The sequence below is a fragment of the Pseudomonas sp. zjy_15 genome (genome assembly GCF_043101865.1).
Taxonomy (GTDB): Bacteria; Pseudomonadota; Gammaproteobacteria; order Pseudomonadales; family Pseudomonadaceae; genus Aquipseudomonas; species Aquipseudomonas putida_Y.
The window spans coordinates 1-24,440 of sequence record NZ_JBICII010000123.1; the positions used below are offsets into that span (position 1 = coordinate 1).

Sequence of the window (24,440 nt, forward strand, 5' to 3'; positions counted from 1 at the left end):
TCTCCACCCGCCGTTCACCGTTGACGCCGCTACCGTATTCGCGGGTGAACCCGCTCCTACGCCGATCGGGGGCGGACACACATTGGCGATTGGGCGCAGGCCCGCGCCTGCATAGGCACCAGAGCCTCGATCATATACACAATCAATTGGCCCCCACCTCTCGGGGGGCCTACAGTGCGCCCGAAACCCACCCAACCCCGGGAGACCGCCATGAGCAAAAAGCCGAAAAAGCACGGCCCCAACAAGGCCAAGTCCATCATCGCCCAGCCACTGTTCCGCTGCCGCCAGGAACAACCGAACAAGGGCAAAGGCAGCTACCGCCGCGAAGCCTTCCAATCGAGAGATTGGGAGGCTTCCTACTTTTTGGCTGCATGAAAGCATCGCAAGCGCAGGCATGATATGGTCGTCACCTGACCTGCAACTCTGGATCTGTGCATGCTCTTCCGTATTATCCCCCGCTGGGAAACCCGCCAGCTGATCGCGGCCTCCAGCTTCATCCTGCTCGTGGCCTGTGCGGAAAAGCCCACCGCCGCCGACGCGCTGCCGCTGGCCCCTGCCCAACCCAACCCAGTGGTGACCGTGCCCGGCGCAACGCCCGACGTCAGCACTGAAATCCAGCCTCTGCAAACCTTCGCCCAATGGCAAGCGGGCTTCCGCGAGCAGGCCCTGCAAGCCGGCATTTCGCCGAGCACCTTCGACCGCGCCTTCCTCGGTGTCACCCCTGACCTGGACGTGATCAAGGCAGATCGCAGCCAGCCGGAGTTCACCCGCCCGGTATGGGAATATCTCGAAGGCGCCCTGTCGCCCCTGCGTGTGCGCAACGGCAAGAAGCTGCTGGTGCAGAACGCTGAGCTGCTGACTCGCCTCGAGCAACAATATGGCGTGGACCGCCAGGTGCTGGTCGCGGTGTGGGGCATGGAAAGCAACTTCGGTCAGTTCCAGGGCAGCAAGTCGGTGATCCGCTCGCTGGCCACTTTGGCCTATGAGGGCCGCCGCCCACAGTTCGCCCAGGACCAGCTGATTGCCGCGCTGCAGATCATCCAGCATGGTGACATCCAGCCTGAAGCCATGCGGGGCTCGTGGGCCGGCGCCATGGGCCAGACCCAGTTCATCCCGACCACCTACAACACCCATGCCGTGGACTTCGACGGCGATGGCCGCCGCGACATCTGGAACAGCACACCAGACGCCCTGGCCTCAACAGCGCACTACCTGCAGAGTTCGGGCTGGAAACGCGGCCAACCGTGGGGCTTCGAGGTACAGGTGCCGGCTGGTTTCGACTTCTGGCAGGCCGATGGCGCACAGCGCAAACCGGTGAGTGAATGGCTGGCGATGGGCTTAAAACTGCCAGCAGGTACCCGCCTGCCAGCAGGTAGCAACCAACTGTCTGCCGCCCTGCTGCTGCCGGCCGGTGCACGCGGCCCGGCGTTCCTGGTGCTGGACAACTTCCGCGCCATCCTCAAGTACAACAACTCGTCGTCCTATGCCTTGGCAGTGAGCCTGCTCGGGGATCGCTTCAGCGGCTGGGGCTTCATTGCCGGCAGTTGGCCGAAAGAGGACCTGCCGCTCAGTCGCAGCGAGCGCATGGAGCTGCAGCACTTGTTGAACAGCCGCGGGCATGATGCGGGTAAAGCCGATGGCATTATCGGGGCCAATACCCGCAAGGCGATCCGCAATGCCCAGCAAGGGCTGGGATGGCCAGCGGATGGCTACCCGACCCATAAGCTGCTTGAGAGCCTGCGGCAGCAGTAAGCATTTCGGGGCCGCTGCGCGGCCCCGACAATCTCACGCCCTGAACAGATCCTGCTCCAACACCAGTGTTTGCTGAACACTGTCCAGCCTTACCCGAGCCCCCAGCGGCAAGCATACATTCGGGTCACAATGCCCGCTGCGCCAACCCGCCAGCACCGGCACCCCCAGCGGTGCAAACGTATCCTCCAGCAACGGCGTCAGCGCCGCTGTGGTAATCCCGGCAAAGTCACCCACCAGCACGCCTTTGATCCCCTCCAGCTTGCCTGCCAGGCGTAACTGGGTCAGCAGCCGATCCACCCGGTACAACGGCTCGTTGACGTCCTCGATGAACAGGATGCAGCCTTGGGTATCCAGCTCGGCAAGCGTCCCCATGGTCGCACCCAGCATCGACAGGTTGCCACCCAACAGCGGCCCGCTGGCCACCCCCGGCAGCACGCTATCCAAAGCGAAGCCCTCCGGGTGCGCGACCTGCTCGCCTGCCTTCACAAGCCCACCCAGCTGCGCCAGCAACGACGACTCGGTAGGTGGCAACTTGGCGCCCAGCAGGTCGGCATTGAGCATCCCCCCATGGAAGGTCACCAGTCCGGCATGCCGGTAGATCGCCGTATGCAGCGCGGTGATGTCGCTGTAGCCGATCAGCGGCTTGGGGTTGCGTCGGATCAGTTCGAAGTCGAGCTGATCAAGCAAGCGCATGCTGCCGTACCCCCCACGCATGCACAGAATGGCGTCAATGGCCGGATCGGCAAAGGCTGCGTGCAAGTCCTGCAGGCGCTGCTGGTCCGGCCCAGCCAGGTAGCCCTGCGCCTGCAGGGCACCCGGGTAGATACAGCAACGGTAGCCGCGGTCGACGAACCACTGGCTAACGTTGTGCGCATCAAGCCGCGCCGCGCCCGCCGGGGCGACAATGGCAAAGCACGCGTTGGCCGGCAACGCGGCTGGCAGGGTGGGTTGGAAGGTTTTGGCGCAATACATCGCGGCTCCTTGCAGCGCATGGGACACAAACAAAAATGCCGATGCCGCCCTTGGGCGCGCATCGGCATCTGTGGCTCTGCTCTTGGCTAGAGCATAGCTCAGAGCTTGATCTTGGCTTCGTGAGCCTGCTGGTCGGCGTGGTACGAAGAACGCACCAGCGGGCCAGAAGCAACGTTCTTGAAGCCCATCTTGTAACCCTCCTCGGCGAACCAGGCAAAGGTGTCCGGGTGAACGAAACGCTGCACCGGCAAATGGCTGCGCGACGGCTGCAGGTACTGGCCGAGGGTAAGCATGTCGATGTCATGCTCGCGCATGCGGTGCATCACTTCGATCACTTCCTCGTCGGTCTCACCCAGGCCGAGCATCAGGCCCGACTTGGTCGGTACGTGCGGCACCAACTGCTTGAACTTCTGCAGCAGGTCCAGCGACCAGTCATAGTCCGACCCCGGGCGCGCGGCCTTGTACAGGCGCGGTACGGTCTCGAGGTTGTGGTTGAACACATCCGGCGGTTCTTGCGCGGTGATTTCCAGGGCAACGTCCATACGGCCGCGGTAGTCCGGCACCAAGGTCTCCAACTGCACGCCCGGCGACAGCGCGCGGATTTCGCGGATGCAATCAGCAAAGTGCTGGGCACCACCGTCACGCAGGTCGTCGCGGTCCACCGAGGTGATCACCACATACTTCAGGCGCAGGTCGGCAATGGCAACCGCCAGGTTTTTCGGCTCGTCCAGATCCAGCGGCTTCGGTCGGCCGTGGCCAACGTCGCAGAACGGGCAACGACGGGTGCAGATGTCACCCATGATCATGAAGGTGGCGGTACCACCCGAGAAGCACTCGCCCAGGTTCGGGCAGGAGGCCTCTTCGCACACGCTGTGCAGTTTGTGCTTGCGCAGCAGTTGCTTGATGCGGTCTACCTCGGGCGACACCGGGATACGCACGCGAATCCAGTCGGGCTTCTTTGGCAGCTCATCGGTAGGGATGATCTTCACCGGGATGCGCGCGACTTTGTCGGCACCACGCAGCTTGACCCCAGCTTCCACCTTCTTCGGCGCTGGGCGCGGGGTGGCATCCTGGGTAGGTATCAGGTTCGGCACGGCTTCTTGCACAGTTGTCATATTCAGTCGATTCCGCCCGTGAGGGTCGTCTGCTCAGCGTAGTCGAGGTGCTTGACCAGCTGTCCGCGCAGCCTTGTCCTGACCTCGTCGAGTTCGATCGGACCTGCCAGGTCGCGCAGCTGGGTCATCGCCAGCCCCGCATAGCCGCAGGGGTTGATTCGGCGGAATGGCGCAAGGTCCATGTCCACGTTCAGGGCAAGGCCGTGAAACGAACGGCCGTTGCGAATTCGCAGGCCGAGGGAGGCGATTTTCGCTCCGTCGACATAGACACCCGGGGCATCAGGCTTGGCAGACGCCTGAACAGCATAGCTGGCGAGCAGGTCGATGAGGGCCTGCTCGATACGGCTGACCAGCTCACGCACGCCAAAGCCCAGCCGGCGCACATCCAGCAGCAGGTAGGCCACCAGCTGGCCGGGGCCATGGTAGGTGACCTGGCCGCCGCGGTCGGTCTGCACCACCGGGATGTCGCCCGGCACCAGCAGGTGTTCGGCCTTGCCGGCCTGCCCCTGAGTGAAGACCGCAGGGTGCTCGACCAGCCAGATTTCATCCTGGCTGTCCGGGCTGCGCTGCTCGGTAAAACGACGCATGGCCTCGAGCACCGGTTCATAGGGCTGCAGGCCAAGCTCGCGAAAACCGAGGCAGGCGGACATCAGAGCACCATTTTCACGATGCCAGTAGCGCGCAGAGCGCTGTTGATATCGTGCAACTGGTTCTCGCTTTCGGCAACGATGTGCAATTGCACGGTGGTGTACTTGCCTTCCTTGCTCTGGCGTTCGGCCAGGGTGGAAAGGTCGACTTTGGCGTGCTTGCTGAGAATCTCGATGACCGTGTCCTTGAAACCGACAACGGTGTCACCGATGACCTTGATCGGGTAATCGTCGCAGGGGAATTCGATCTTGTGCGACTTGACGTCTGGTTCGCTCATGGCGGAAACGGCCTCGTAAGCCGTGGCAACAACAACACCCCCGCGGTATGCGCGGGGGCATGCAGGTCACGTATCAGTTGAACAACCCGTAGAAGAATAGACGGATGCTATCCCACATACGGCGGAAGAAACCACCTTCCTCGACGCCATCAAGGGCGATCAGGTCGGCGCTGTGAACCACTTTCTCGTCCAGTTTGACTTCCACTTTGCCGATCACGTCACCTTTGGCGATCGGTGCGGTGAGCTGCGGGTTCATGGTCATCGAAGCCTGCAGGCGCTTCAATTGGCCTTTAGGCATGGTCATGGTCAGGTCGTCCGCCAGGCCAGCCTTGACTTGGCTGGTCGCACCCTTCCAGACCGGTGCCTGGGTCAGCTCGGTGCCCTTCTGGTAGAAGGTCTGGGTTTCGAAGAAGCGGAAACCGTAGGTCAGCAGCTTCTGGGTTTCGGCAGCACGCGATTGTTCGCTGTTGGTACCGAACACCACGGCGATCAGGCGCTGGCCGTCACGTACGGCAGAGGCCACCATGCAGTAGCCGGCTTCGTCGGTGTGACCGGTTTTCAGGCCATCGACGGTCTTGTCACGCCACAGCAGCAGGTTGCGGTTAGGCTGCTTGATGTTGTTCCACAAGAACTCTTTCTGCGAGTAGATGGCGTAGTGGGCCGGATCGACACTGATGATCGCACGGGCCAGGGTCGCCATGTCGTGCGCCGACGAGTAGTGCTCAGGGTTAGGCAGGCCGGTCGGGTTCATGAAGTGGCTGTTGGTCATGCCCAGGTCGGCAGCCGTCTTGTTCATCATGTCGGCGAAGGCGTCTTCGCTGCCGGCGATATGCTCGGCCAAGGCGACCGAGGCGTCGTTACCGGACTGGATGATGATGCCGTGCAGCAGGTCGCTGACCGTTACCTGGCTGCCAACCTTGATGAACATGCGCGAACCGCCGGTACGCCATGCGTTTTCGCTGACGGTAACCGGGTCGTTTTCACCGATCTGGCCACGTCGGATGTCCAGCGTGGCGATGTAGGCGGTCATCAGCTTGGTCAGGCTGGCTGGCGGCAGGCGCTCGTCACCGTTGTTCTCGACCAGCACGTTGCCGCTGGACGCGTCCATGAGTACGTAGGACTTGGCTGCCAGTTGTGGTGGCGCCGGCGTCATCTGCTCGGCCGCGAAGGCGACAGGCGTGATCAGCAGCAGTACAGGCAGGCAAAGTCGTTTGGCAAGGTTGGTGATGTTCATCCGTCTCTCGAAAATCGCTAATGGTCTGAGATGTTCCCTGGGCAAGATCATGTGCCCAGCGCCAGTCAGTCTAGTTTTATGGCCGTTGGCCTGGCCCGCGAACGTGCGGCTTTATGTCGCTGCGGGCAAAAGCTGTCATTGTACATGGCCGAGCCCGGCAATTCATGACAAAACCGCAGTCAGTCTGCTGTGACCACCTTGGCCTGCCCCAAGTTCGCCAAGCGAATGCTGTCTTGTGCTTGCCGGATCTCACCCTGGCTGCCGATCGGCCCCAGGCGCACGCGGTGCAGGGTCTGCTGGTTACGCACGATCGAGCTGATGAACACGGGTGCACTGACCATGGTGCTGAGCTTGGCGCGCAGCAACTCGGCAGCGTCAGGGTTGGCGAAAGCGCCTACCTGCAAGAAACTGCCAGCGTTGCCGCCAGGCACGTTGTTGCCACCCACCTGCACCGGGACCACTGGTGCTGCGTGTTGCTGTGGTGGCGGGTTCCATTGCTCGACACGCCCGGTGCTGGCCGGTATTGCCTGGGTTTGCGCCACTTGCGGCTCCTTCAACACCATCGGCGGCGTCTGGCCACGCTGAGCCCACCACTGTTTCGGATCGATACCCTCGACGCGCACGTGCGCAGTGCCGATTTCGGCATAGCCGAGCTTTTTCGCCGCAGCATAGGACAAGTCGATGATACGGTCGGAGTAGAACGGGCCGCGGTCGTTCACGCGAAGGATCACGCTGCGGCCGTTCGCCAGGTTGGTCACCCGCACATAGGCAGGCAGTGGCAGGGTCTTGTGCGCTGCGCTCATGCCATACAGGTCGTACAGCTCACCGTTGGCAGTGTTCTGCCCGTGGAATTTGGTGCCGTACCATGACGCCGTACCCTCGGCGCGGTAGTTGCGCGAGTCCTGTATCGGGTAGTAGGTCTTGCCAAGCACGGTGTACGGGTTGGCCTTGTAGTTACCGGTGTGCACGGTCGGCGTGGCATCGGGGATCTTGTTCACATCCACGTCCCACCACGGTGCGCCGTCCTTGTGCGCCCGGTTGATGTCAAGGCCCGGCTGGCTGCGCACGACATTACCACTGCTTTGCGGGGCCGGGCGGTTGGAAGAGCAGCTGGCCAGCGCCACACCGACGGCGAGGCAGGTGAGCAGCTTGAAAGAGTTGGCAGAGATGATTGCGCGCATTACTTGATGCCCCGTACTTGAACCAGCTGTTCCGCAAGCTGATGTACCGCCATGGCATACATCACGCTGCGGTTGTAGCGAGTGATCGCGTAGAAGTTCTTCAGGCCCATCCAGTACTCGGGACCGTTCTGGCCTTCGAGACGGAAGGCGGTAACCGGCAGATCATCGCGCAGGGAATCATGAACCGACCAGCCAAGCGTACGCAACTCTCCAACCGTTTTCACCGGCTCGATGCCGGTCGTCAGGCCTTCGTCGACGCGCTCGCCGGCCACCCTGGCGCGACTGACCACACCCTGCCCGGCCACCCAGCCGTGGCGCTTGAAGTAGCTGGCCACGCTGCCGATGGCATCGTCAGGGTTGTTCCAGATATTGATATGGCCGTCCCCGTCGAAGTCCACCGCGTAGTGGCGGAAGCTGCTTGGCATGAACTGCGGCAGCCCCATGGCACCGGCGTATGACCCCTTGAGCGTCAAGGGGTCGAGCTGTTCCTCGCGGGCCAGCAGCAGGAACTCACGCAGCTCCTTGCGGAAGAATTCGGCCCGTGGCGGATAGTCGAAGCCCAGCGTCGACAGGGCGTCGATCACCCGGTAGTTGCCGGTATTGCGGCCAAAAAAGGTTTCCACGCCAATGATCGCGACAATGTACTGCGCAGGTACGCCGTACTCCTGCTCGGCCCGCGTCAATACGGCCTCGTGCTGGCGCCAGAAGTCCACACCGCGAGCGATACGCGCATCGGTGATGAACATCGGCCGGTAGTCCTTCCACGGTTTGACCCGTTCGGCCGGGCGCGATATGGCGTCGAGGATCGACTGCTTGCGCTGCACCTCACGAAACACACCCATCAGTTGCTCAGGCGCAAAACCATAGTCGCGGCTCAGTTCGCCAACGAACGCGGCTACCTGGGGCGAGCCGTCGTATTCGCCGGCATGGGCCAGCTGTACAGCGCCGAACAGGCCCATCGCTCCGATCCAAGGCGCACAACGGGCAGCCCAGTTACGCACTGCTTGCATGAAATTGTTCACCTTATTCAAACCTGCGCGATCCATTTGCGGTGCGTATGGATCGACATCAAAACGCCAAACGCTGACAGCAGCGTCACCAACGATGTTCCGCCATAGCTGATGAACGGTAGCGGCACGCCCACCACGGGCAGAAGGCCACTTACCATTCCGATATTGACGAATACGTATACAAAAAAGGTCATGGTCAGGCTGCCCGCAAGCAGCTTGCCAAACAGGGTCTGCGCCTGGGCCGTGATCACCAGGCCACGGCCGATCAGCAGCAGGTAGACAATCAGCAGCAGGCAGATGCCGACCAGGCCGAACTCCTCGCCGAGCACGGCGATGATGAAGTCGGTGTGGCTTTCCGGCAGAAAGTCCAGGTGCGACTGTGTGCCAAGCAGCCAGCCTTTGCCAAACACCCCGCCCGAGCCGATCGCCGCCTTGGACTGGATGATGTTCCAACCGGTGCCCAACGGGTCGCTTTCAGGGTCGAGGAAGGTCAATACCCGCTGCTTCTGGTAGTCGTGCATGACGAAGAACCACATTGCCACTGCGACTGGCACTGCTGCCGCCAGCACGCTGAGAATCCAGCGCCAGCGCAAGCCGCCCATGAACAGCACGAACGCACCGGAGGCCAGGATCAGCAGCGCGGTCCCCAGGTCGGGCTGACGCACGATCAGCATGAACGGCACACCGATCAGCACCAGGCTGATCGCCACGTGCTTCAAATGGGGCGGCAAGGTGCGCTTGGACAGGTACCAGGCGATGGTCGCCGGCATGATGATCTTCATGAATTCCGAGGGCTGGAAGCGGATCACCCCTGGGATGTTGATCCAGCGCGTGGCACCCATGGCGTTGTGGCCCATCACGTCCACCACCACCAGCAGCAGCACTCCGGTCAGGTAGGCCAGCGGCACCCAGCGCGCCATGAAGCGCGGCTCCAGCTGGGCGATGACGAACATCGACACCAGACCGATGCCAAACGAGGTGGCTTGCTTGAGCAGCAGGTCCCAGTTCTTGCCACTGGCCGAATACAGTACGAACAGGCTGCCGGCTGCAAGGGTCAGCAGAATGATCAGCAAGGGGCCGTCGATATGGATGCGCTGCAGAAAGCTGGCACGCCGACGCATCACATCCTCGCTGGAGAGCATGCGATCGAAATTGTTCATCACAGGGCCGATTCCTGGGTAACGGTGGCTGGCGCGAACTCGGGTTTGAGCTGGCCATTTTCGTCGAGCAACCAGGCGTCCATGATCTGGCGTACCACCGGTGCGGCGACACCCGAGCCGGACTCACCGTTCTCGACCATCACCGAGACCACGATTTTCGGGGCTTCGGCTGGGGCAAAAGCGACGAACAGGGCATGGTCGCGGTGGCGCTCCTGAAGTTTGTTGCGGTCGTACCTCTCGCCCTGCTTGATCGCCACCACCTGAGCGGTACCGCTCTTGCCTGCAATACGGTACTGGGCACCGGCAGCTGCTTTGCGCGCGGTACCGCGGGCGTTGTGCATCACCTGCTCCATGCCATGGGTGACCTTGGCCCAATCGGACTTGTCACGCAGCACGATGTTTTCCATCGGGTTGTTGTCCACCGGCGGCTGGCCTTCGATGGTCTTGGCCAGGTGCGGGCGGTTCCACACGCCTTTGTTGGCGATCAGTGCAGTGGCCTGGGCCAGTTGCAGCGGCGTTGCCTGCATGTAGCCCTGGCCGATGCCGAGAATCAGGGTTTCGCCGGGGAACCAGGCCTGGCGACGGGTGGCTCGCTTCCATTCGCGCGACGGCATCAACCCGGCAGACTCCTCGAACATGTCGAGGGAAACCCGCTGGCCGATACCGAACTTGTTCATGTAGATGGACAACCGATCGATACCCATCTTGTGCGCAAGGTCATAGAAGTAGGTGTCGTTCGAGCGCATGATGGCGGTATCCAGATCCACCCAGCCATCACCGGAGCGGTTCCAGTTACGGTATTTATGGTCGTAGTTGGGCAGCTGGTAGTAGCCTGGGTCAAACACCCTGCTGCTGGCATTGACAACGCCACTGTCCAGTCCGGCAATAGCCACCGCCGGCTTGATGGTCGAACCCGGCGGGTACAGGCCACGCAGCACGCGGTTGAATAGCGGCCGATCGATCGAGTCGCGCAATTCACCATAGGCCTTGAAGCTGATGCCGGTGACGAACAGGTTGGGGTCGAAGCTAGGCTGACTCACCATCGCCAGGACTTCGCCGGTTCGCGGATCGAGCGCAACCACTGCACCACGCCGGCCTCCCAGGGCGGCTTCGGCGGCCTCCTGCAGCTTGATGTCCAGGCTCAGCACAATGTCTTTGCCCGGCTTCGGGTCGGTGCGTTTGAGCACCCGCAGCACGCGGCCACGGGCGTTGGTCTCGACTTCCTCGTAACCCACCTGGCCGTGCAGGGCATCCTCGTAGAAGCGCTCGATGCCGGTCTTGCCAATATGGTGGGTACCGCTGTAGTTCACCGGGTCGAGCGTTTTCAGCTCTTTCTCGTTGATCCGCCCTACGTAACCCACCGAGTGGGCGAAATGCGCACCCTGCGGGTAATGCCGCACCAACTGGGCCACCACTTCCACACCTGGCAGGCGGAACTGGTTTACCGCCACACGGGCGATCTGCTCTTCATTGAGCTCGAACAGGATCGGCACCGGCTCGAATGGCCGGCGGCCTTGGCGCATGCGCTTTTCGAACAGGGCGCGGTCGTCAGCGGTGAGATCCAGCACTTCGACGATCGTATCCAGCACTTCCTGCCAGTTACCTGCACGTTCGCGGGTCATCGACAGGCTGAAGCTGGGCCGGTTGTCGGCAACGATCACCCCGTTGCGGTCGAAGATCAGCCCGCGCGTCGGCGGGATCGGCTGCACATGCACCCGGTTGTTCTCCGACAGCGTGGAGTGGTAGTCGTACTGGATGATCTGCAGGTAGTACAGCCGCGCGATCAACACGCAAACAAGCAGCATGATCGCCACTGCGCCGACCACGACGCGCTTGCGCACCAGGCGGGCGTCTTTCTCGTGGTCCTTGAGACGGATCGGCTGCGACATCGGACTGCTTACAGGCTCATTTGTGGTAAGGGTGCCCGGACAACACGGTCCAGGCGCGATAGATCTGCTCGCCGATGAGTATCCTTACCAACGGGTGCGGCAAAGTCAGCGGCGACAGCGACCAACGTTGCTCGGCGCGTGCGCAAACCTCAGGCGCCAGGCCCTCCGGCCCCCCCACCATCAAATTCACCGTGCGCGCATCCAGGCGCCAGCGGTCCAGCTCGGTGGCCAACTGCTCGGTACTCCAGGGCTTGCCATGGACCTCGAGGGTGACAATGCGTTCCCCAGGTTGCACCTTGCTCAGCATGGCTTCGCCCTCCTGACGGATCAGGCGAGCGACGTCCGCATTCTTGCCACGGGTGTTCAGCGGGATTTCCACCAGCTCCAGCGACAGCTCAGCGGGCAGGCGCTTGGCATATTCATGCCAGCCTTCCTCGACCCACTTTGGCATACGCGAGCCGACTGCAATCAGGCGCAGACGCACAGCGCTTTCCTTATTCGCGGTCTTTGAGCTTGTCGGAGTACTCGTGGGCATGGTCCGGGCTGTGGTGCTTGCCATCGGCGGCACGGCTTTGCTCGGCCCCCTGCCACAGACGCTCAAGGTCATAGAACTGGCGGGCAGCGGCGGTCATCATATGCACGATGACGTCGTTCAGGTCCAGCAGCACCCAGTCGCTATCGCCCTTGCCTTCTTCACCCAGTGGCTGGGCGCCCTTGGCCTTGACCGCTTCACGGACCTTTTCGGCCATCGCGTTGATCTGGCGGTTGGAGGTACCGGTGGCAATGATCATGTAGTCGGTCAGGCTGTGCTTCTCGCGCACGTCGATGACCTGGATGTCCTGGGCCTTGACGTCTTCCAGCGCGGCCTTGGTCACTGCGACCAGTTCTTCGCCGTAAATTTTCTGCTTGGTCATATAAAACTCGTTCAACTCGTTGGATGAGGCGCCAGAGGCACCGTCAGTTGGGCGCACGATACAGTTCGTGCGCCTCGATATAGGCCAGTACGGCGTCCGGCACCAGGAACCTCACCGATTTGCCGCTGGCCAGCAGCTGTCGGATCTGTGTAGCCGACACCGCAAGCGGCGTCTGCCAGACGAACGAAATATTTCCCGCCGGGCCGGACATGGCGGTGGGATCGCTCTCCGAGCGCGCAGCCAACAGGTTGCGCAACTCGTCAGGGGGTTCTACGTCGGCATCCGGACGTTGCAGTACCAGGATGTGACAGTGTTGCAGCAATTCTTCCCAGCGATGCCAGGCGGGCAGGCCACAGAAGGCATCCCAACCCAGCACCAGGAACAGCTGGTCGTCGCCGGACAGTTCGGCGCGGATCGATTCCAGCGTATCGATGGTGTACGACGGCTTGTCACGTTCCAGCTCGCGGGCATCGACGCTCAGGCAAACGACGCCCTGCACCGCTTCACGGACCATGGCCAGGCGATCCTGCGCGGCCACCTGTGGCGTGTCGCGGTGCGGCGGCCGGGCATTGGGCAACAGGCGTAGCTCATCCAGCCCCATGAACTCGGCCACTTCCAGCGCGCTGCGCAGGTGGCCTATATGCACGGGGTCGAAGGTACCACCTAGAATGCCGATGCGTCGGACTGCCTGGGCCTTGCTCAACTCAGCAGGCCCCCTGGCCGCGCAACTGGCCATCGCCGATCACCACATACTTCTCGCAGGTCAGGCCTTCCAGGCCGACAGGGCCGCGGGCATGTAGCTTGTCGGTGGAAATACCGATTTCCGCACCCAGGCCGTACTCGAAACCATCGGCAAAGCAGGTCGGGGTGTTGAGCATGACCGACGCCGAATCGACCTCAGCCATGAACTGACGGGCTTCACCCTGGTGTTCGCTGATGATCGAGTCGGTGTGGTGCGAGCCGTAGTGGTTGATGTGCTCGATGGCCTGGTTCAGGCCGTCGACCACGCGAATCGACAGGATCGCATCGAGGTATTCCGTGTGCCAGTCGGCTTCGGTGGCCGGTTTGGCGCTGATGATAGCCTGGGTACGCTCGCAACCGCGCAGCTCCACGCCCTTCTCCACGAAGCGGCGGGCCATTTCTGGCAGGAAGCGCTCAGCCACTTGTTGGTCGACCAGCAGCGTTTCCATGGCCCCGCAAATGCCGTAGCGGTAGGTCTTGGCGTTGAAGGCCACATTCCAGGCCTTGTCCAGGTCGGCATGCTGGCTGACATAGATGTGGCAGATACCGTCCAGGTGCTTGATCACCGGTACGCGGGCATCGCGGCTGATGCGTTCGATCAGGCCACGGCCACCGCGCGGCACGATGACATCGACGAATTCCGGCATGCTGATCAGCGCGCCCACGGCTTCGCGGTCGGTGGTTTCGACCACCTGCACCACCGCCGCCGGCAGGCCGGCTTCGGCCAGGCCACGCTGAATGCAGGTGGCAATGGCGCGGTTGGAATGGATGGCTTCGGAACCGCCACGCAGGATGGTTGCGTTACCCGACTTGAGGCACAGGCTGGCAGCATCGATGGTCACGTTCGGGCGCGATTCATAGATGATCCCGATCACCCCCAGCGGGGTACGCATCTTGCCTACCTGAATGCCCGATGGGCGGTAGCTCATGTCGCGGATGGCACCGACCGGGTCCGGCAGGCTGGCCACCTGGCGCAAGCCGGTGATCATGCCGTCGATGCGCGCAGGGGTCAGCGCCAGGCGGTCGAGCAGTGCGGGCTCCAGACCACTGGCGCGGCCGGCGGCCAGGTCCAGCTCGTTGGCAGCAGTGAGTTCGGCACGGGCAGCGTCCAGCGCGTCGGCGGCGGCTTGCAGGGCGCGGTTCTTCTGCGCGGTGCTGGCACGGCCAATCACCCGGGAAGCCTCACGGGCAGCGCGACCCAAGCGGGTCATATAGTCAAGAACGGACTCAGTCATGGGTTCGGTGTCTTGGCGAAGGGGAAATCGGCTGATTATAACTGCCGCGCAGGTGTACGCCCAGCGGCGGGTGGCGGATGGTAGAAAATGGATGGGGCAATGCGCAGGAAAGATGTAACCGGGGTTATCGAGATTGGCACCTCCTGTTGCGGCCCTTTCGCGGGCGCGCCCGCTCCCACAGGGATTTCACAAGGCCTGGACCTATGCACCACCAGTGGGAGCGGGCATGCCTGCGAAAGGGCCGGCACTGCCAACATCACCATCCAATTCAGCCTCGATTAAGCCATTCATTGCTATCATCCCTGCCCCTCCAGCCACGAACTGCCCGCATGCCAGCCCTGCCCGACAGCTTTTTCGACCGCGACGCCCAGACCCTGGCCAAGGCCCTGCTGGGCAAGGTCATCCGCCACCGCCACGGCGACCTGTGGCTGGCCGCGCGCATCATCGAGACCGAGGCCTACTACCTTGCCGACAAAGGTAGCCACGCCTCGCTCGGCTACACCGAAAAACGCAAGGCGCTGTTCCTGGATGGTGGGCACATCTACATGTACTACGCCCGCGGCGGCGACTCGCTGAACTTCAGCGCCCAAGGGCCGGGCAACGCCGTGCTGATCAAGTCTGCCTATCCTTGGCAGGACACCCTCTCGGGGCCCGACAGCCTGGCGCAGATGCAACTGAACAACCCCGATGCGAGCGGCAACCTACGCCCGGAAGAACGCCTGTGCGCCGGCCAGACCCTGCTATGCCGGGCCCTGGGCCTGAAAGTGCCGCACTGGGACGCCCAGCGTTTTGACGCCGAACGCCTGTACGTCGAGGACTGCGGCAACGCCGTGCCCCGAGTGGTCCAGGCCGCTCGCCTGGGCATCCCGCACGGGCGCGACGAGCACCTGCCGTACCGCTTCGTCGACGCCGATTACGCCCGTTTCTGCACGCGGAACCCGTTACGCCGCGGCCAAGTCGAAGGCCGTGATTTCTTCATTCTCGAACAAGGAAGCTGAACATGGGCCAATGGCTCGACAGCCTGACCGGCTGGCTCAGCGCCAACCCGCAGTGGCTTGGCCTGGCGATTTTCCTGGTGGCCTGCATCGAATGCCTGGCCATCGCCGGCATTATCGTGCCGGGCACCATACTGCTGTTCGCCGTTGCGGTACTGGCCGGCAACGGCGCGTTCAGCCTGGGCGAAACGCTGCTCCTCGGCTTTCTCGGCGGCCTGCTGGGCGACGCCCTGTCTTACGCAGTGGGCAAGTACTTTCACCAGAACATCCGCCGCCTGCCGCTGCTCCGCCACCATCCAGAATGGATCGGCAGCGCCGAAAGCTACTTCCAGCGTTATGGCATCGCCAGCCTGCTGGTAGGCCGTTTCATCGGCCCGCTGCGGCCGATGCTGCCAATGGTCGCCGGCATGTTCGACATGCCCCTGCCGCGTTTCATCGCTGTCAGCCTGTTGGCGGGTGCCGGCTGGTCGGTAGCCTACCTGCTACCCGGCTGGGCCACCGGCGCCGCCATGCGCCTGCCCCTGCCGGAAGGCTTCTGGCTGGACGCCGGGATCATTGCCGGCGCCCTCGCAGTGCTGATCGGCCTGAGCCTGAATACCAGCCTGCGTGACCAGCGCCACGGCACGCGGCTGGTTGCCGCTCTCAGCTTTATCGCCCTGGCCGGTGTATTCCTTGGCTGGCCCTACTTCCATGAGTTCGACCAAGGCGTGATGACACTGGTCCAGGAGCATCGCAGCCAGGCCATCGACAGCACCGTGGTACTGGTGACACGACTAGGCGATTTCCGCACCCAGTTCTTCCTCGGCGGCCTGCTGACCGGCCTGCTGCTGCTTGCCCGCCACTGGCGACATGCATTTTTCGCCGCTGGTGCGCTGATGGGTACGGCGATCGCCAACGGCACCCTGAAATGGCTATTTGCCCGGGCACGGCCGGAAGTATTGACCGACCCACTGACCAGCTACAGCATGCCCAGCGGGCACAGCTCGGCATCGTTCGCGTTCTTTCTGGTAATGGCCGTGCTGGCAGGGCGTGGGCAGCCACCACGGATGCGTCTGACCTGGGTGATGCTGGGGTGCATTCCGGCGCTGGCGATTGCCCTGTCGCGGGTGTACCTGGGGGCGCACTGGCCAACCGACATCCTGGCCGGGGCCCTTCTGGCCTGTTGCGTGTGTGCACTCAGCCTGACATTGGTGCAACGCCAGCAGGCCCTGCCGGCCCTGCCGCTTCGGGTGTGGTGGCTGGTGTTGCCGGCATGCGTGGCGCTGCTGGCGTTCTTTGCCATGCATGCGCTGCCTCAGGCGTTGGCCAGGTATCAATATTGATGTCGCCTGTGCCGGCCTATTCGCGGGGATCGCGCTTGTCGTAGGCGCGGGTTTACCCGCGAAGGGGCCGGCACAGGCAATACAGAACCCTCAGGCGAACAACTCACCCTGAATCCGTTCCAGCAGTTTCTGGATTTCCCCCAGCCGCTGCTGCGGCGAATCGAGAGTCAGCAGGTCCAGCTTGTCCTCTTCCATGAACGGCAACAGGTACGCCAGCTGATTGGCCAGCGCCTGACGCCCGTCCACCGGGCGCGGCATGCCCAGCGCTTCGACCATGGGATGCTCACCCAGGGCCACCAGCAGCGCCAGCAGGTCGTCATCGGCCTCGAGCAACGGGCTGTCTGCCTGCTCCGGCAGCCATTGCACCTGCCCCACCAGCAACTGGTCCTTCTGCACCTCGGAGCTTTCCAGATTGAAGCGCCGCACGCCCTCGACGCGAATACCCAGCAAGCCGTTATCCTGCTGCACGAAGTCGCGGATCACCGCTTCACAGCCGATCGAGGCGACCACCGGCGGCGCCTTGCCGACTTGTTCGCCGTCAAGGATGCATACCACACCAAACCCTTCGCCCTGCTTCATGCAGCGCCCGATCATGTCCAGGTAGCGCGCCTCGAAAATCTGCAAATCGAGAAAGCAGCCAGGAAACAGCACGGTATTGAGCGGAAACAGCGGTAGCGTCATCACAATTCCTCAAGCCACCAGGCTGACCGCCAGCGGCAGGAACACCGCTGTAGCCACTCCCATCAGGCTCATCGCCAGCGCGGCAAACGCGCCGCATTCGTCACTTTCCTGCAGGGCCACCGAAGTGCCCACTGCGTGTGCGGTCACGCCCAGCGACATGCCGCGCGCCTCAGGGCTGTGCACGCCGAAGCGGCTCAGCAACGCCGGGCCGAAGATCGCCCCGATCACCCCGGTAATCAATACGAACACTGCCGCCAGGGCCGCCACGCCGCCAATCTGCTCGGCCACCAGCATGGCGATCGGCGAGGTGACGGACTTCGGCGCCATGGTCATCAGGATCATGTGCTCGGCACCGAACCACCAGCCCAGCACCAGGCAGAAGAGCGTGGCGAACAGGCCTCCGACTACTAGCGTAGTAAATGTAGGCCAGAACAGCTGGCGGATACGCCGCAGGTTGAGATAGAGCGGCACGGCCAGGGCCACAGTGGCGGGCCCCAGCAGAATGTTCATGATTTCGGTGCTTTTGCGGTACTCGCTGTAATCGATACCGCTCAGCAGCAACACGCCGATCACCAGCAGCATCGACACCAGTACCGGTTGCAGGAAGATCCAGCGGGTTCTCTCGTAGGCTGCCAGCACTACCTGATAGGCTCCCAGCGTAATGCCGATACCGAACAATGGGTGATGTATGACCGCATCGAGCGCGCCCTGCCAGTCGAACATCATGGCTGTTCCTCACGCTTGCCCTGGCGCTGGATGAGCTTCTGCATCAGCACACCGACGAACACGAGGGTCACCAGGCAGGAGATCAGCAAGGCCCCGACAATCGCCCAGAAGTCGGCGGCAATGTCCTTGGCATACACCATCACCCCAACTGCCGGCGGCACCAGCAGCAGCGGGAGATAGCGCAGCAAGCTGCTGGCGGCCTCGTTCAGCGGCTTGCCGACCTCACCGCGGGCCATGAGGAAGAGCAGCAACAACAACAGGCCTATGATCGGCCCGGGCAAAAACGGCACGAACAGGTGATTGATCGCCGTCCCCAGCAGCTGGAACAGTACCAGCCAGGTCAAACCACGCAACAGCATAAGCATCTCCCTCCGGCATGGCCGCCATTATAAGCACGCACAGCTTCAGACCGATATTCGCCGAAAAGCGGGCAACTTGACTGAAACGGTTCGCCGTGCTGATCTTGTACTTTCGTACCAACTGACAACCCGGAGAGTCCGCGATGCCCCATGTACCGGTTACAGAGCTTTCGCAGTACGCTGGCAAGGAGCTGGGCCACTCTGAGTGGGTGAAGATCGACCAGCAGCGCATCAACCTGTTCGCCGAGGCGACCGGCGACTTCCAGTTCATCCATGTCGACCCTGAGAAGGCAGCAAAAACCCCGTTTGGCAGCACGATCGCCCATGGTTTCCTGACCTTGTCGCTGATCCCCAAGCTGATCGAGGACATCCTCGTCCTGCCGCAAGGGCTGAAGATGGTGGTGAACTACGGGCTGGACAGCGTGCGCTTCATTCAGCCGGTCAAGGTCGACAGCCGCGTTCGGCTGAAGGTAACGCTGGCCGAGGTGGTGGAGAAAAAACCGGGGCAGTGGCTACTCAAGGCGATTGCCACGCTGGAGATCGAAGGTGAAGAGAAGCCTGCTTATATAGCCGAGTCGCTGTCGCTCTGTTTTGTCTGATACATGCCCCGGGGGCTGCTATGCAGCCCCCGATCCACAAATCCCCCGCACTCGCGTAAACTGCCAGCCTTCGCGCAGCCTAGGGCTGCCCCTGTCGATTTATCAAAGGTGCCCGCCATGCCCTGGCTGCAAGTACGCCTGGCCATCAGCCCGGAACAAGCCGAAACCTATGAAGACGCGCTACTTGAAGTAGGCGCCGTCTCGGTCACGTTCATGGATGCCGAAGATCAACCGATCTTCGAGCCAGACCTCAACACCACCCCGCTGTGGTCGCACACCCACCTGCTGGCGCTGTTCGAAGCCGATGCCGACCCTGAACAGGTGTTCGCCCATTTACGCCTGCTGACCGGCGCCGAGCTGCCCGAACACCAGGCCGAGCTGATCGAGGACCAGGACTGGGAACGCAGCTGGATGGACAACTTCCAGCCGATGCGCTTCGGTCGCCGCCTGTGGATCGTGCCCAGCTGGCACGATGCTCCGGAAAAGGACGCCGTGAACCTGCTGCTCGACCCGGGCCTGGCCTTTGGCACCGGCACCCACCCCACCACGGCCCTGTGCCTGGAATGGCTCGACGGCCAGCAGCTTGAAGGCACCCAGGTGCTGGACTTTGGCTGCGGTTCGGGCATCCTGGCTATCGCTGCATTGCTGCTGGGCGCCCGCGAAGCGGTAGGTACCGACATCGACGTGCAGGCCATCGAGGCTTCGCGCGACAACGCCCAACGCAACGGTATTGCCGACGAGAAACTGGCGCTGTACTTGCCCGAGCACATGCCGGCGATGCAGGCCGACGTGCTGGTTGCCAACATCCTCGCCGGCCCACTGGTGTCGCTGGCGCCACAATTGTCCGGCCTGGTTCGCCCAGGTGGCCTGCTGGCGCTGTCGGGTATCCTCGCCGAGCAAGGTGAAGAAGTGGCCGCCGCTTACGCCGCCGATTTTGAACTGGACCCGATCGTCGTGCGCGACGGCTGGGTGCGCATCAGTGGTCGGCGTCGCTAAGCGGGCCTAGAATACATTTCTGCACAGCTCCCGGATCGCCGCATGACCGACAGTTTCGTCACCCAGTGCCCGCATTGCCAGACCAGCTTTCGCGTCACCCACCACCAGTTGAGCGTGGCCCGCGGTGTGGTGCGCTGCGGGCATTGCCTGCAGGTATTCAATGCCGCCAAGCAGTTGCTGGAGCAGAACCGCGCCGCGCCCACCAGCGCCCCCGGGGTACCGGCGTCGGCACCTGCAGCGCCTGCCGAACCGGCGCCAGAGCCTGCCATCAGTGTACGCGGCAGCTCCCCTGACCAGGACTGGGCGCTTACCGCCCAAGCGCTGGACGAGCTTGACCTCGACAAGGAACTGGAGCGCCTGGAGCGTCGCGGCCAACCGGCCCCGACCCGCCCGGCCAGCCAAGGTGACCAGTTGCAGGCACGGCGCGACGAACTTCACCCGGACGAGCACGCAGAAGACCTTTTCGGCACGGCTACCGATGAGCCCTACGCGCCGCAGGAACCGGCAGAGCCTGGTCCAGTACGGCTGGAGCCAGAGCCTTTGGAACTGGACCTGGAGCCTGCACCCGGCGAGCGCACCGAGCCGACCCTGGGCAGCAACCTTGACCTGGACATCGATGGCGAGCCGCCCGCGCACCGTGCAGCCGAACGCGATGACCAGCCCGCGCTCAGCGAACCGCTGCGCATCAGCGATGACGAAACCCCGGAAAAGGGCCTGAGTGCCCGTGACGACGAGCCCTTGGCGCTGCGCCTCTCGGCGCATGATGACGAGCCAGTCGAGCCGTTGCCCGGAGAGCGCCTGGAACCAGGCCTTGCCGGCAAACCTGAGCGCCCCTCGCGCAAGGAGCCGCTGGTCGATGTGGTCGACGACCCGCTGCAGCTGGGCTGGGAAAAACCCGCACCCCACTGGGGCAAGCGCCTGCTGTGGGGCTTTCTGACCCTGCTGGCTGCCGGCCTGCTGGCGTTCCAGTACGTGTGGTTCCACTTCGACGAGATGGCCCGCCAGGATCAGTATCGGCCGATTTTCCAGCAGATCTGCCCGATGGTCGGTTGCCAGGTACCTACCCGCGTCGATATTGCACGGATAAAGAGCAGCAATCTGGTGGTGCGTAGCCACCCTGACTTCAAGGGCGCCCTGATTGTCGACGCGATCATCTACAACCGCGCGCCGTTCGCCCAGCCGTTCCCGTTGCTGGAGCTGCGCTTCGCCGACCTCAATGGCCAACTGATCGCCAGCCGTCGCTTCAAGCCCAGCGAGTACCTGTCGGGCGAACTGGCAGGGCGTGGCGAAATGCCCAGCCAGACGCCGATCCACATTGCCTTAGACATCCTCGACCCGGGGCCGAAGGCCGTGAATTACAGCCTGAGCTTCCGTTCGCCGGAATAAGCGACAAGCGGCCAGCAGCAAGCCACAAGACAAGAGGCCCAAAACGTGGCCGCTTTTGGCGTGTCGCTTGCTGCTTGAAGCGCAAAGGCATAAGCCGGCAACTGTTCAGATTTTATCCAAATCCATCTTTATCCAGTCATCGAGAGCGGGTATCATGCCAACCCTTTTTCGAACTCCAAGATTCGGCCCCACAACAGGGATCACCTATGTCGGCGGTACGCATCGGCCAATACACACTACGTAACAACCTGATCCTCGCGCCCATGGCTGGGGTGACGGATCAGCCTTTCCGCACACTTTGCCAGCGCCTGGGCGCCGGTATGGTGGTGTCGGAAATGGTAAGCAGCGACATGAGCCTGTGGAACAGCCGCAAGTCGAGCCTGCGCCGCATCCATGAAGGTGATCCCGAGCCACGCTCGGTGCAGATCGCCGGCGGTGATGCGCAGATGATGGCAGCGGCGGCAAAGGCCAACGTCGACGCGGGTGCCCAGATCATCGATATCAACATGGGCTGCCCGGCAAAAAAAGTCTGCAACAAAGCCGCAGGCTCTGCTTTATTGAGAGATGAAGCCTTGGTCAGCGAGATCCTCCACGCCGTTGTCAGCGCCGTGGATGTACCGGTGACCCTGAAAATCCGCACCGGCTGGGACCGGGCGAACAAGAACGGCCTGAACGTGGCGAAGATCGCCGAACAGGCCGGCATCCAGGCGCTGGCGGTGCATGGCCGCACACGTGCCGACCTGTATACCGGCGAAGCCGAATACGACACCATCGCTGCCATCAAGCAGGCGGTGTCAATCCCGGTTTTTGCCAACGGCGATATCACCTCGCCAGAAAAGGCCCGGGCGGTGCTGGAAACCACCGGGGTCGATGGCCTGTTGATCGGCCGGGCTGCCCAGGGGCGGCCATGGATCTTTCGCGAGATCGAGCATTACCTGCGCACTGGCGAACACCTGCCAGCGCCGCAACTGGAAGAAGTGGAACGCATCCTGCTGGAGCATCTGGCCGCGCTGCATGCCTTCTATGGCGATGTGATGGGCGTACGTATCGCCCGCAAGCACGTTGGCTGGTACCTGGCAACACGACCCGGCGGCAAGGAGTTTCGCGCCCGGTTCAACGCTTTGGAAGACACACAAGCGCAGTGCGCCAACGTTCGCGCGTTTTTCAGCGAACGTCGACAGAGCCTTGAGACAGAGGACGGACAAGGGGTGGCCGCATGACGATGATGACCGAGACATTTGTGAGTGGAACAACGCCCGTGAGCGACAACGCCAACCTGAAACAGCACCTCAACACGCCGAGCGAAGAGGGCCAGACCCTTCGCGACAGCGTCGAGAAGGCGCTGCACAACTACTTCGCCCACCTGGAAGGCGCGACCGTGACGGACGTGTACAACCTGGTGCTCTCCGAAGTCGAGGCGCCCCTGCTCGAAAGCGTGATGAACTACGTGAAGGGCAACCAGACCAAGGCCAGCGAGATGCTCGGGCTGAACCGAGGCACCCTGCGCAAGAAGCTCAAGCAGTACGACTTGTTGTAAGCCAGAATCCCATCCAGAAAAGGCGACTCCCTGAACAGAGGCGCCTTTTTTGCTGACTCCACCGCGTTATTGGAATCCGAAATGACCGACCAGACTACCCGCCTGCCAGTCCGCCGCGCCCTGATCAGCGTCTCCGACAAGACCGGTATCCTCGAATTCGCCCGTGAGCTGCAGCAGCTCGGTGTCGAGATCCTGTCCACCGGCGGCACCTACAAGCTGCTCAAGGACAACGGCGTAAACGCGGTGGAAGTGGCTGACTACACCGGCTTCGCCGAAATGATGGATGGCCGGGTCAAGACCCTGCACCCGAAGATCCACGGCGGTATCCTCGGCCGTCGCGGTACCGACGACGCCATCATGAACGAGCACGGCATCAAGCCGATCGACCTGGTTGCGGTCAACCTGTACCCGTTCGAAGCCACCATTTCCAAGCCTGGCTGCGACCTGCCGACCGCTATCGAGAACATCGACATCGGCGGCCCGACCATGGTCCGTTCGGCAGCCAAGAACCACAAGGACGTGGCCATCGTGGTCAACGCCAGCGACTACGCCGGCATCGTCGAAGGCCTCAAGGCCGGTGGCCTGACCTATGCCCAGCGCTTCGACCTGATGCTCAAGGCGTTCGAGCACACTGCCGCCTACGACGGCATGATCGCCAACTACATGGGCACCATCGACCAGGCCAAGGACACCCTGAGCACCGAGGCGCGCAGCGAATTCCCGCGCACCTTCAACAGCCAGTTCGTCAAGGCACAGGAAATGCGCTATGGCGAAAACCCGCACCAGAGCGCGGCGTTCTATGTAGAAGCCAAGAAAGGCGAAGCCAGCATTTCCACCGCTGTCCAGCTGCAAGGCAAGGAACTGTCATTCAACAACGTGGCCGACACTGACGCCGCGCTGGAATGCGTGAAGAGCTTCGTCAAGCCGGCCTGCGTCATCGTCAAGCACGCCAACCCGTGCGGCGTGGCGGTCGTTCCGGAAGACGAGGGCGGCATTCGCAAGGCCTACGACCTGGCCTACGCTACCGACACCGAATCGGCGTTCGGCGGCATCATCGCATTCAACCGTGAACTGGACGGCGAAACCGCCAAGGCCATTGTCGACCGCCAGTTCGTCGAAGTGATCATCGCCCCGAAAATCTCCCAGGCCGCCCGCGACGTGGTGGCTGCCAAACAGAACGTGCGCCTGCTGGAGTGCGGCGAGTGGCCAGCCGAGCGCGCTGCCGGTTGGGACTTCAAGCGCGTCAACGGTGGCCTGCTGGTGCAAAGCCGCGATATCGGCATGATCACCGCCGATGACCTGAAGATCGTCACCAAACGTGCCCCGACCGAGCAAGAGATCCACGACCTGGTATTCGCCTGGAAAGTGGCCAAGTTCGTCAAGTCCAACGCCATTGTCTACGCCAAGCAGCGCCAGACCATCGGCGTCGGCGCCGGCCAGATGAGCCGCGTCAACTCCGCCCGCATCGCTGCAATCAAGGCCGAGCACGCTGGCCTGCAGGTGCAGGGCGCGGTCATGGCGTCGGATGCATTCTTCCCGTTCCGTGACGGCATCGACAATGCAGCTAAAGTGGGTATCAGCGCCGTGATCCAGCCGGGTGGTTCGATGCGTGATGCTGAAGTCATCGCTGCTGCCGACGAGGCCGGCATCGCGATGGTGTTCACTGGCATGCGCCACTTCCGCCACTAATTACGCGGATCCCGAGGCGAGT

Annotated in this window: 26 protein-coding genes; 10 read left to right on the plus strand and 16 right to left on the minus strand. The window is 62.7% G+C overall.

The features are described from left to right. Positions 1–210 precede the first annotated feature (210 nt). A complete protein-coding gene (gene arfA / locus ACF8EF_RS23755) occupies positions 211–375 on the plus strand; it encodes an alternative ribosome rescue factor ArfA (protein ID WP_003257578.1) in 165 nt (54 codons plus the stop codon). A 60-nt stretch (positions 376–435) separates the two neighbouring features. Further along, entirely contained in the window at positions 436–1,752 is a 1,317-nt protein-coding gene (locus ACF8EF_RS23760) for a lytic murein transglycosylase (RefSeq protein ID WP_209963243.1), read from the plus strand. Between the two features lie 33 nt (positions 1,753–1,785). Here ACF8EF_RS23760 and ACF8EF_RS23765 read toward each other — a convergent pair whose 3' ends face one another. From ACF8EF_RS23765 to ACF8EF_RS23825, 13 genes are all read right to left on the minus strand, one after another. After that, positions 1,786–2,724, minus strand: a complete 939-nt coding sequence (locus tag ACF8EF_RS23765; protein WP_339444025.1) for an LD-carboxypeptidase — start codon at positions 2,722–2,724, stop codon at positions 1,786–1,788. Positions 2,725–2,822: 98 nt separating this feature from the next. Next, a complete protein-coding gene (lipA, locus tag ACF8EF_RS23770; protein ID WP_003249742.1) occupies positions 2,823–3,839 on the minus strand; it encodes a lipoyl synthase in 1,017 nt (338 codons plus the stop codon). A gap of 2 nt (positions 3,840–3,841) precedes the next feature. Beyond that, on the minus strand, positions 3,842–4,489 hold the full coding sequence (gene lipB, locus ACF8EF_RS23775) for a lipoyl(octanoyl) transferase LipB (protein WP_176683210.1): 648 nt from the start codon (positions 4,487–4,489) through the stop codon (positions 3,842–3,844). After that, a complete protein-coding gene (locus ACF8EF_RS23780; RefSeq protein WP_003249736.1) occupies positions 4,489–4,764 on the minus strand; it encodes a DUF493 domain-containing protein in 276 nt (91 codons plus the stop codon). The genes lipB and ACF8EF_RS23780 overlap by 1 nt, the downstream gene beginning before the upstream one ends. 73 nt (positions 4,765–4,837) lie before the next feature. Further along, on the minus strand, positions 4,838–5,998 hold the full coding sequence (locus ACF8EF_RS23785) for a D-alanyl-D-alanine carboxypeptidase family protein (RefSeq protein WP_176683209.1): 1,161 nt from the start codon (positions 5,996–5,998) through the stop codon (positions 4,838–4,840). A 179-nt stretch (positions 5,999–6,177) separates the two neighbouring features. Continuing rightward, on the minus strand, positions 6,178–7,179 hold the full coding sequence (locus tag ACF8EF_RS23790) for a septal ring lytic transglycosylase RlpA family protein (protein ID WP_176683208.1): 1,002 nt from the start codon (positions 7,177–7,179) through the stop codon (positions 6,178–6,180). After that, positions 7,179–8,189, minus strand: a complete 1,011-nt coding sequence (gene mltB, locus ACF8EF_RS23795) for a lytic murein transglycosylase B (protein WP_176683207.1) — start codon at positions 8,187–8,189, stop codon at positions 7,179–7,181. Before mltB ends, ACF8EF_RS23790 begins: the two co-directional genes overlap by 1 nt. 17 nt (positions 8,190–8,206) lie before the next feature. Beyond that, entirely contained in the window at positions 8,207–9,310 is a 1,104-nt protein-coding gene (gene rodA, locus ACF8EF_RS23800; RefSeq protein ID WP_176683257.1) for a rod shape-determining protein RodA, read from the minus strand. 38 nt (positions 9,311–9,348) lie between these two features. Next, on the minus strand, positions 9,349–11,238 hold the full coding sequence (mrdA, locus tag ACF8EF_RS23805; RefSeq protein WP_176683206.1) for a penicillin-binding protein 2: 1,890 nt from the start codon (positions 11,236–11,238) through the stop codon (positions 9,349–9,351). 16 nt (positions 11,239–11,254) lie between these two features. After that, on the minus strand, positions 11,255–11,722 hold the full coding sequence (gene rlmH / locus ACF8EF_RS23810) for a 23S rRNA (pseudouridine(1915)-N(3))-methyltransferase RlmH (protein WP_003249722.1): 468 nt from the start codon (positions 11,720–11,722) through the stop codon (positions 11,255–11,257). A 10-nt stretch (positions 11,723–11,732) separates the two neighbouring features. Beyond that, positions 11,733–12,152, minus strand: a complete 420-nt coding sequence (gene rsfS / locus ACF8EF_RS23815; protein WP_009685825.1) for a ribosome silencing factor — start codon at positions 12,150–12,152, stop codon at positions 11,733–11,735. A gap of 43 nt (positions 12,153–12,195) precedes the next feature. Further along, complete coding sequence (gene nadD, locus ACF8EF_RS23820; RefSeq protein ID WP_176683205.1) at positions 12,196–12,888, minus strand: nicotinate-nucleotide adenylyltransferase; 693 nt, start codon at positions 12,886–12,888, stop codon at positions 12,196–12,198. Next, the gene (locus tag ACF8EF_RS23825) at positions 12,857–14,128 is read right to left on the minus strand and encodes a glutamate-5-semialdehyde dehydrogenase (protein ID WP_392461710.1); all 1,272 of its coding nucleotides are present in this window, start codon (positions 14,126–14,128) and stop codon (positions 12,857–12,859) included. The genes nadD and ACF8EF_RS23825 overlap by 32 nt, the downstream gene beginning before the upstream one ends. A 329-nt stretch (positions 14,129–14,457) precedes the next feature. Here ACF8EF_RS23825 and ACF8EF_RS23830 point away from each other — a divergent pair, with 329 nt between their 5' ends. Beyond that, a complete protein-coding gene (locus ACF8EF_RS23830) occupies positions 14,458–15,126 on the plus strand; it encodes a DNA-3-methyladenine glycosylase (protein ID WP_392461712.1) in 669 nt (222 codons plus the stop codon). 2 nt (positions 15,127–15,128) lie between these two features. Continuing rightward, a complete protein-coding gene (locus tag ACF8EF_RS23835; protein ID WP_392461714.1) occupies positions 15,129–16,445 on the plus strand; it encodes a bifunctional DedA family/phosphatase PAP2 family protein in 1,317 nt (438 codons plus the stop codon). A gap of 90 nt (positions 16,446–16,535) precedes the next feature. Here the strand turns inward: ACF8EF_RS23835 and ACF8EF_RS23840 are convergent, their stop codons facing one another. The 3 genes from ACF8EF_RS23840 to ACF8EF_RS23850 are packed head-to-tail and all read right to left on the minus strand — an operon-like array spanning position 16,536 to position 18,211. Beyond that, positions 16,536–17,126: an LON peptidase substrate-binding domain-containing protein gene (locus tag ACF8EF_RS23840; protein WP_176683201.1), complete on the minus strand. Its 591-nt coding sequence runs from the start codon at positions 17,124–17,126 to the stop codon at positions 16,536–16,538. 9 nt (positions 17,127–17,135) lie between these two features. Next, positions 17,136–17,852 carry an LrgB family protein gene (locus tag ACF8EF_RS23845; RefSeq protein WP_176683200.1) on the minus strand — a complete coding sequence of 239 codons (717 nt, stop codon included), beginning with the start codon at positions 17,850–17,852 and terminating at the stop codon, positions 17,136–17,138. After that, complete coding sequence (locus tag ACF8EF_RS23850) at positions 17,849–18,211, minus strand: CidA/LrgA family protein (RefSeq protein WP_012053815.1); 363 nt, start codon at positions 18,209–18,211, stop codon at positions 17,849–17,851. Before ACF8EF_RS23850 ends, ACF8EF_RS23845 begins: the two co-directional genes overlap by 4 nt. Before the next feature lie 143 nt (positions 18,212–18,354). Here ACF8EF_RS23850 and ACF8EF_RS23855 point away from each other — a divergent pair, with 143 nt between their 5' ends. The 6 genes from ACF8EF_RS23855 (at position 18,355) to purH (ending at position 24,418) form a co-directional block, all read left to right on the plus strand. Beyond that, entirely contained in the window at positions 18,355–18,810 is a 456-nt protein-coding gene (locus ACF8EF_RS23855) for a MaoC family dehydratase (protein WP_176683199.1), read from the plus strand. 117 nt (positions 18,811–18,927) lie between these two features. Next, the gene (prmA, locus tag ACF8EF_RS23860; RefSeq protein WP_176683198.1) at positions 18,928–19,806 is read left to right on the plus strand and encodes a 50S ribosomal protein L11 methyltransferase; all 879 of its coding nucleotides are present in this window, start codon (positions 18,928–18,930) and stop codon (positions 19,804–19,806) included. Positions 19,807–19,848: 42 nt separating this feature from the next. Further along, complete coding sequence (locus ACF8EF_RS23865; protein WP_392461716.1) at positions 19,849–21,192, plus strand: DUF3426 domain-containing protein; 1,344 nt, start codon at positions 19,849–19,851, stop codon at positions 21,190–21,192. A 206-nt stretch (positions 21,193–21,398) separates the two neighbouring features. Continuing rightward, positions 21,399–22,412, plus strand: coding sequence for a tRNA dihydrouridine synthase DusB (dusB, locus tag ACF8EF_RS23870; RefSeq protein ID WP_176683196.1), 1,014 nt, complete (start codon positions 21,399–21,401; stop codon positions 22,410–22,412). Then, complete coding sequence (fis, locus tag ACF8EF_RS23875; RefSeq protein WP_012274390.1) at positions 22,409–22,729, plus strand: DNA-binding transcriptional regulator Fis; 321 nt, start codon at positions 22,409–22,411, stop codon at positions 22,727–22,729. The genes dusB and fis overlap by 4 nt, the downstream gene beginning before the upstream one ends. Positions 22,730–22,810: 81 nt before the next feature. Beyond that, a complete protein-coding gene (gene purH / locus ACF8EF_RS23880; RefSeq protein WP_003249687.1) occupies positions 22,811–24,418 on the plus strand; it encodes a bifunctional phosphoribosylaminoimidazolecarboxamide formyltransferase/IMP cyclohydrolase in 1,608 nt (535 codons plus the stop codon). The last annotated feature ends 22 nt before the right edge of the window (positions 24,419–24,440 follow it).